Raw genomic sequence first — 9,215 nt, 5'->3', positions numbered from 1 at the left:
GGACACCTTCGCCACCAAATTCAAATAACCTTTCGTTCATAATAGCGGTAAAGAAGCCTGCTTTATCGGCAGGTGTGGTGCCAATCAATGCAGTATTGCCGCCAAAGCCACGGGCTCTTACTTCCCTTAGCGCGCTTGTAGCTGCTGATGTTGGGCCTCCGCTAATTTCATTTTCTGTTTCGGCAAACATCAGCAGGATATCAGAAAAACGCAAAATAGGCCAGTTAATACCAAAATACTGAGCGGCTGAAGTAGGTGCAATAGTAGGATTAGTGATCCAGTCTCTCCTGAATTTTCCACTGGTAATGATAGTTAATTTTTGCAGTGCTTTGGTGCCATCAATATTGGTAAAATAAGGGCAAATAGTAACATCGCGCCGGGTATCATTTTGGTCGAATGCATAGAAATAAGTTGGCGTTGCGGTTAAGCTTGAGTTGCCATAACTGGTGCTCCCGTTTACACTTCTGGGGCCATCATAATATCCTAATTTACTATCGGCTACGCCAGAACCACCAGCCATAGCTACCTCGAACATAATTTCGTAAGTAGGGTCGAGGGTGCGTGCATCAACATAGTTTTTAAATAGGGTTTGGAAACTGGTGTTGAGGTTATGCTGACTGCGGTTGGCCATTAAATCGGCGCATTCATCATGGCAGATCTGATATAGTTTCAGGTAATCTGTACGGCGAGAAACCTGGGTTCCTTTTAAGGCATAGCCACCAGCATATAATGCAATACGGGCACGCAGACCCTTAACTGCGCCTTTGGTAATACGTTCGTCACGTGTAGAAACTTCTGTTCTCCAGGGTACCAGGCTTTCTGCTTGCAGCAGATCGGCTAGAATATGGTCGTAAATAGCATCCTGACTTGTCTTCGCTATTTTTAAGGTAGGCTGATCTGCCGATGGAATGTATGGAGCTGGTACATCGCCCCAGTTCCTGATCAGTTCGAAATAGAATTGGGCACGCAGGGTTAGTGCCTCGCCATATAAACGCTTTAAAGCAGTTTGGTCTGAAGTGCTGCCACTGGTATAGGCCGCCATTAGCGGAATGTACTTGATACAGATATTTGCTCTTTCAATGCCGCTGTAAAGGTTTTCAAAGGGGGCTTCCAGCTGTGCATTGTTTGATGTAGCTACATAACGGGCAATATCGCGGCGATCGTTATCTGGTGCGGTGTTGCTTGGAGGGCCAACAAAATCGTCGGCATCAACAGTGTAATACATACTCAGCCTGATACCATAACCGGCATCACCCGCCAGCCTGGCATATACGCCCAGTAAGGCAGCTGTGGCTGTATTAACATTGCTGAAAGCTGCAGCCGTTGAGAACGAAGCAACCGGGTGCTCTTCCAGGTATTTTTTACAAGAAGTAAGCATAGTAAGTGACATTACCAATAAGGTTGCCAGCAAATTATATGTGAACTTTTTCATGATCTTTTTAGTCAAATATTATAAGGTAAGGTTAACTCCAAATAGATAGCTGCGGCTGCGTGGGTATGCTGCATAGTCTACCCCCGGTGTAACCGGTGTGCCGCGCCGTGTATTTACATCAGGGTCATAGCCAGAGTAACTGGTAATAATACCCAGGTTGTTGCCTGTTGCATAGATCCGGAATTTGGTTACATGTATTTTCTTTAAAAATGCACCTGTAAAAGTGTAGCCCAGGGTTACGTTATTGATGCGTACAAAAGCCGCATTTTCTACAGCCGATGAGGTAGGGTAGAAGGCTGCGCTACCTGTAACCGGTATAGCATATTTGGCATTAGCGTTTAATGCAGCAAGCTGGTCTGGCGCTATGCCTGTAACTACGCCATTTACCACTTTTTGAACCTGGTTACCGTTTGCATCAATGGTTTTCCAGCGGCCTGTTGCCTGTGCCAGCAAGTTGGTATTTGAGGTATAGCCATTGGTAAATTCAATTTCATTGGCGTTAAGCACTTTGGCGGCAGCCTGGAAGTTCAGGAACACGCTCATGTCGAAATGCATAAAGCCGAACGACTGGTTTAAGCCGCCCGTAATTTTAGGATTTGTTGTACCCAATACAGTTTTATCGGCATCGGTAATTACACCATCGCCATTTAAATCTTTGTATTTTACCAGGCCGGGCTGGGCAATACCAATAACTTTTGATGGATCGGCTACGCCTGTTTTAAGGGTATAAGTTTGTGTTGCAGCATTGTAGTTAAAGTCTGATACCTTATAAAAGCCATCGCTTTGGTAACCATACACACTACCCACCGGCGAACCTACCTTTACGATAAAGTCTGCAGGCTGACCCGATACGCCCCATCCGGAGTTTTGCAGGTACGATGCCTGGCCCGGTGCCAGTGCAATTATTTTGTTGTTGTTGTATGCAATGTTAAAGTTGGCCGACCAAGTAAAGCTTTTCTTTTGAATGATGGTAGCGTTAACTTGTGCCTCAATACCCCTATTGGCTGTTTTACCCACATTCTGTAGCTGGGTAGCATAGCCCGAACTGGTTGGCACCGGTACATTGATCAGCAGGTTTTTTGTGGTATTGTTGTACGCATCTAACGAGATCTGGATACGGTTACTCAGAATGCCGAAGTCGATACCTATATTTTTTGATACGGTGGTTTCCCATTTTAATAAAGGATTAAAGAGATAGGCCGGACTAAACCCTATGCTGGTTGTGCTTTCATTTAGGCCATATAAAGCATTAGCGTTAAAAGCAGGTTCGAACAGGTAATCATTGATGCGGTTATTACCAGATGTACCATAGCTTAACCGTAATTTCAGATCAGACAGAGCCTTGAACTCTTTCATAAAGTTTTCGTCTGAGATACGCCATGCCAGTGATCCCGAAGGGAAGTACCCCCATTGGCGGCCGGGTGCAAATTTCGATGAACCGTCTGCACGTAAGGTAAATGATGCATAATATTTTTTATCGAAATCGTAATTAGCCCTGCCAAAGAACGATAGTAAGTGGCTGGTTGCATAGGTTTGCAGCGGGTAGGTTGGCACAATGGTACCCAGGTTAAACTGGTTTAAAGCCGTAACCGGGTCGATACCAATCGGGAATAATTTAAACTGGTTGTTAGTGCTTTCGGTGTGCAGGTTATAAAATTCGTTTCCTAAAATTACATTAATGCTATGATGCTTTGAGTTTGCAGCAGCGTTGTTAAATGTGATTACATTAGATAGATCTAGCGTATTGGTATTGCTGGTTACCGTACCTGCCAGGGGCTGGCCGCTGCCGTTAATGCGCGAGTTAAAGGTGATCACATCATCAAACGCATTTTGTTTCTGGTTATTAAAATCTAGACCGAGGGTTGTTTTAAAAGCAAAGTACTTGTTAAAGGTATAATTTAAGTAACCGTTAAAATTGGTTACGTTTTGGTAGTTTTTGCGGTACTGCGCATTGGCATTGGCAATAGGGTTAAGTATCCCCAGGTTATTGCCGGCCTGGTTGGTTTCATCGAGGTAGGCAGGGTCAATGCCGTCATCCGGTACACCGGGAAGGTTGAAGGGCCTGTACTTTACACTGTTACGCAGGTTGTTGTAAGAGGAGCTTCCTGCGTTTGATGTACCTGCCCCGTCAACAATCTGTGCGCTATAGCGGGCATTGAAGCCTATTTTAAGATGGTCTGATGCGGTATGATCGAACCTGAAATTAATGAGGTTACGGGTATAGTTAGAGTTAAGTACGGTACCCTCGTGCTGGTCGTTGGTAAAGCTTACGTTAAACTGGGTAGTTGCCGAGCCGCCTGTAATACTTATGTTATGTTGCTGTTGTATGGCGTTGCGGCCCAGCGCTTTCTTTTGCCAATCTACAAACGGGACGCTTTTAAAGCGCGAAAGCGAATCAAAGCTACGGCCATAATCTTTTATAAACTGGGTACTATCGGCACTTGGGCTAAAGCGGTTACGCTCGTACTGGTAAACCACAAAATCATAAGGGTTCATTACCTTTAGTTCGTTAGCCAACTGGCTAACCCCAAAATAGCCATTGTAGTTAACCACGGTACGTTGCTGATGGCCACCTTTTGTTGAAATAATAACAACACCATTGGCACCACGGGCTCCATAGATAGCGGTAGAGGCTGCATCTTTTAAAACATCGATAGATTCGATATCCTGCGGCGAAATGCTGTTGAGGCCGTTTTCAACCTGTACGCCATCAATAATATAAAGCGGGGAGTTATCTTGTGTAATAGAACCGCCGCCACGTACGCGGATCCGGATATCAGCATCCGGCGAACCTTCAGATTGTGTAATTTGTACGCCTGCTAAACGGCCTGCAAGCGCCTGGCCGGCAGAAGCCACCGGGATATCTTTTAATTGTTTGGCTGTTACTGACGATACAGAACCGGTAAGGTCGCGGCGTTTAACGGTAGCAAATCCTACGGCAACAACTTCGTTAAGTTGTTGTGAGTCTGACGACAGCGGCACACTTATATTAGTTTGGGTAGCACTAACTGTAATTTCGCGTGTTTTGTAACCAACGTAGCGGATAATAAGTATCGTGTTACCTTCTGATGGTACGTTTAATTTAAATTTACCGTTCACATCAGTTTGTCCCCCTTGCGAAGTGCCTTTGATTAAAACGGTAGCACCAACAATTGGGTCGTTACCTTCTTTATCAAGCACTTGCCCGGTTATTTGCCGGTTTTGAGCCAATGCCGTTGCCGAGAGCAACAACATAAAGCAAATCTGGAGTAAAGTTTTAGTCATAATTTGGTTTTAGTTGGCGGTTAATTTAGGTTTTACTAGGCTGCATAACAGTCCATTACGAATTGATTTGGCATAGCCATTACAAAGCGTGCAGATGCTGGTATTTTATAATTGGTTTCGGGGCAAATAAACTCCTTGGGAGTTATTTTCTTTTGCCTGTTATTGGTTTTATAGAAACAAGATTAACTACTACCATTAAATAAAAAAAGGATATTGGAGATAAAAACTATGCAATCGTTCCCGGAAACGATTGCATAAAAAAATGGAGCATGCTATTTTGATAATTTCTTTGAGCCTAAGGATTTAAGATGCTAGAAGGTTTGCTGATTTTATGCATATACAACCTGGAGCTATAATTCAAATATTAGTAAATTAGAACTACATTAGCCCTCAAATTATGTTTCAATCTTATACCATTAAGGATATTGCAAAAGCGCTTGGCCTGTCAACATCAACAGTATCAAGGGCTTTAAACGGCAGTTATGAAATTGGCACCGAAACCAAGAAACTGGTTTTAGAGTATGCCGAAAAAATAAACTACCGGCCTAATCCTATTGCGCTAAGCCTGAAAGATCAAAAAAGCCACTCGTTGGGTGTAGTAGTTGCAGAGGTAGCCAATACTTATTTTTCGCAAGCCATAAATGGTATCGAGTCAATTGCTTATAACAGGGGCTATCATGTAATTATTACCCAAACGCATGAGTCGGCCGCGCGCGAAACAGCTAACGTACAACACTTACTGTCGCGCCATGTGGATGGGCTGCTGGTTTCGCTCTCGTCAGAAACAACAGATCTTACCCAATATAAATACCTGCATGAAAAAGGTTTCCCTATTGTGTTTTTTGATAGGGTGGCTGCAGATATTGATACCCATAAGGTAACTGCTGATAACTATAAAGGATCATTTGAAGCTACGGTGCATTTAATTGAGGCTGGCTTTACCCAAATAGCGCATCTTACCAATTCGGCAAACCTTATTATTAGCCAAAAAAGGTTGGAGGGTTATAAAGATGCGCTGGAAAAGCACAACATCGTTTATCGCCCCGAACTGATTAAACATTGCAACCACGGCGGTATGATACAGGATGAGGTAGAATGTGCTGTTAAGGAATTGATTGCTTTACAAGATCGCCCTGACGCCATTTTTATTGCTAGCGACAGGTTAACAACCAGTTGTTTAGCCATATTGAAAAAGCTAAAACTAAAGGTGCCCAAAGATATTGCTATATCGGGCTTTACAAATTCGGACGTGGCCGAGCTGTTTGACCCGCCTTTGACGGTGGTGCGCCAACCGGCGTTTCAGATAGGCCAAATTGCAACCGAGATGCTCATTAAGGTAATAGAAAGCAAAAGGCCTGTAACCGAATTTATTACCGAAACTATTGATACCGAACTCATCAAAAGAGCTTCAACCGTGAAGCATCAATCCTAATATTAAGTAAGGGTTAAATATCAATCCATTAGTTAACTGGCACTGGCCTTATTAAGGTTTGTATGCTATATTATTACGCTATGTTATCCGTTATAACTTATAGTTTTTAATTTTGCTGGTAATAACTAACTACTGATACCCCCGATCTATGCTTAATAAAGCACTTTTGTTTTACAGCTTTGTACTGCTTATAATTTTACCTGCATCTCTTAAAGCCGCCAACATCAAGATAAAAAGTGTTGGGGCGGCATATGTACAAAACTATTATAAAAGCAGCTACCAGGCAGGTAACCAAAATTGGTCTGTAACCAAAGACGAGCATGGCATTATGTATTTTGGTAACTCGGAGGGACTGCTCTCTTACGACGGGCGCTCATGGCAGCTTTATCATATGCCCAACCGGCTTATTGTACGCTCGGTTTCTGCTGATGGCAAAGGCAGGGTATACGTAGGGGGCTTTGGCGAATTTGGCTATTGGCAAAACAATACCAAAGGCTTTTTAACCTATAATTCCCTCATTAAACTGCTTCCTAAAAATCTTATCCCAACAGAAGAGATCTGGAAAATATATGTGGATGGTAACCGGGTTATTTTTCAAGGCTTTGGTGCTATTTATATTTACGCTGATGGTAAAATTACAATTATAAAAGCTCCTCACCAATCATACCTGTTTCTATTTAAAATAAATCACAGGTTTATTGTAGAACAGTCTGGCTACGGGTTGTTTGAGTTGAAGGGAAATCAACTTATTTATTTACCCAACAGTAGTAGCATAGGCAAAAGCGGCGTGCTTTCTATATTACCATATCAACAAAACAGCCTTTTAATAGGTACCGCTAAAGACGGTTTGTTTATGTACAATGGTGTAACAGCTACGCCGTTTAAAAGTGATGCCAACGATTTCCTGAAAACCTACCAGCTTAATAATGGCAGCCTTATTCAAAATAAATACTATGCCTATGGTACTATATTAAATGGTGTAATTATTATTGATAGCAACGGCAAAATTGTACAGCATATTAATAAGCTCAGCGGTTTACAAAATAATACGGTATTGGGTTTGTATACCGATAGCGACCAAAACCTGTGGGCCAGTTTAGATAACGGGATTGACCGTATTGAACTAAACTCCCCCTTGTATTTTTACGAGGATAAAACCGGCAAATTCGGTACTGTATATTCCAGCATTATATTTGATAACAAGATTTACCTGGGCACCAATCAGGGCCTTTTTTACAGCGATTGGAACTCGGCACCCAATAACCCTTTTAAAACATTTGATTTTAAAATGATAGCAGGCTCGCAAGGGCAGGTTTGGGATCTTTCATTGATAGATGGCCGCTTGCTTTGCGGGCATAATAATGGCACTTATGAAGTTAGCGGTAATACCATAAAACGTATCTCAAGCGAAAGCGGCGGCTGGACCATTAAGAAACTGGGGAAAGACTATTTAATACAGGGCACCTACACCGGTTTGGCTATTTACAAAAAGGATGCAGCCAATAATTGGGTATTTGATCATAAGATAGAGAACTACAACCAGCCATCAACTTATGTTGAACAGGACAGCGAAGGTTATCTGTGGATCAGCCATGCTTATAAAGGGGTTTATAAGATTAAACTGAGCGACGATTTAAAAAAGGCTGTAACGGTTAAATATTATGATACCCGTTACGGGTTGCCAAGCAGTTATCATGTAAATATCTTCAGTCTCAACAAAAGCATTGTATTTTCGTCAGACTCGGGTTTTTATTATTATGATAATATTGCCGACCGATTTTACAAATATGACCGGCTAAACAAATTGCTGGGATCATTTGCAACCTCTAACAAAATTATACCCGCATTTGGTAAAAAATACTGGTTTATTAACCACGGGCATGTTGCTCTTACAGATTTTTCTATTTCCGGTAAATTAAAGATAGACTCGAGCCGCTTTAGCATCCTTAACGGGCAAATGGTGCAGCATTACGAAAACATCAGCCGGATTAATGACCTGTTGTATTTAATAAGTATTGATAATGGGTTTGTGATATTTAATGCAGAGGATGCTGAGACACCATCAAAAACAGAACTGCCCAAAGTGGTAATCCGCCAGTTAGAGAATATCAGCAGCAACATAATAATGCTGACAGAGAATGCCTACCTGCTGAAGAATATAGAGATCCCATATAATGATAACAGTATCCGGATCAATTATAGTATTCCGTTTTATAAGCAGGCCAACGTTAGGTTTCAATATTATTTAGAAGGCTATTCTGCTAAATGGTCGGCTTGGAGCAGCGAAAGTCAGAAAGATTTTACCAACCTGGGGGCGGGTACTTATACATTTAAAGTAAGGGCTTTAATTAACGGTACCGATATTTCAGAAATCACTTCGGCCAAAATTACTATTCTGGCTCCATGGTATGCCACCGGGATTGCCTACGTATGTTATTTGCTATTGCTGATACCGGCTTACTATATAGTGCGCTATATCTACCGGCAAAAGTTAAGACGGCACCAAAACCATATTCAGCAAATTTATATCAGGGACAAGCAAGAAGCCATTAAACAGGAAACCCTGCTTAAGGAACAGGAGATTATACGGATTAAAAATGAGCAATTGCAGACCGACCTGGAAAGTAAAAACCGGGAGTTGTCTAACTCTACCATGAACATTGTTTATAAAAATGAATTGCTTCAAAAAATTAGTGAAGAGATTGCAGAATTAAAAGATGATAAAGGCCGGAAATTATCGCCCGAGCAGATGCGGAAAATTCAAAAGGTTATTGATGAAGGCATGAATGACGAGCGCGACTGGAATCTTTTTGAGAACAGTTTTAACGAGGCTCACGAAAATTTCTTTAAGAAAATTAAGACCCAATATCCCGATCTGGTACCCAATGATCTGAAGCTTTGTGCCTACTTAAGGATGAATATGAGCAGTAAGGAAATTGCTTCTTTACTCAATATTTCTTTAAGGGGAGTAGAGATTCGACGCTACAGATTGCGCAAAAAGCTCTCCATAGAACATGATAAGAACCTCTCAGAATTTTTAATAGAGCTTTAATACTACATCATTACCTCTCATAGGTGCCAAACCAT

Annotated in this window: 4 protein-coding genes; 2 read left to right on the top strand and 2 right to left on the bottom strand. The window is 41.9% G+C overall.

Going from position 1 to position 9,215, the window contains the following annotated elements:
* Together RG47T_RS11695 and RG47T_RS11690 are read right to left on the bottom strand one after the other, a co-directional pair.
* Positions 1-1,432, bottom strand: a 1,432-nt coding sequence (locus RG47T_RS11695; RefSeq protein WP_253187512.1) for a RagB/SusD family nutrient uptake outer membrane protein, incomplete at its 3' end; no start/stop codon positions are given.
* A gap of 18 nt (positions 1,433-1,450) precedes the next feature.
* Positions 1,451-4,696 (bottom strand): SusC/RagA family TonB-linked outer membrane protein, encoded by a 3,246-nt coding sequence (locus RG47T_RS11690; RefSeq protein WP_074489637.1) that lies wholly within the window; start codon positions 4,694-4,696, stop codon positions 1,451-1,453.
* Between the two features lie 397 nt (positions 4,697-5,093).
* Here RG47T_RS11690 and RG47T_RS11685 point away from each other — a divergent pair, with 397 nt between their 5' ends.
* Together RG47T_RS11685 and RG47T_RS11680 are read left to right on the top strand one after the other, a co-directional pair.
* Entirely contained in the window at positions 5,094-6,128 is a 1,035-nt protein-coding gene (locus tag RG47T_RS11685) for a LacI family DNA-binding transcriptional regulator (protein ID WP_074489636.1), read from the top strand.
* A 148-nt stretch (positions 6,129-6,276) separates the two neighbouring features.
* Positions 6,277-9,180: a triple tyrosine motif-containing protein gene (locus tag RG47T_RS11680; RefSeq protein WP_074489635.1), complete on the top strand. Its 2,904-nt coding sequence runs from the start codon at positions 6,277-6,279 to the stop codon at positions 9,178-9,180.
* Positions 9,181-9,215: the final 35 nt, after the last annotated feature.

It is taken from the genome of Mucilaginibacter polytrichastri (assembly GCF_001911425.1).
GTDB classification, from domain to species: domain Bacteria; phylum Bacteroidota; class Bacteroidia; order Sphingobacteriales; family Sphingobacteriaceae; genus Mucilaginibacter; species Mucilaginibacter polytrichastri.
The sequence above is the reverse complement of the archived record's forward strand: the minus strand, read 5'-3'. Positions and strand labels throughout refer to the sequence as shown.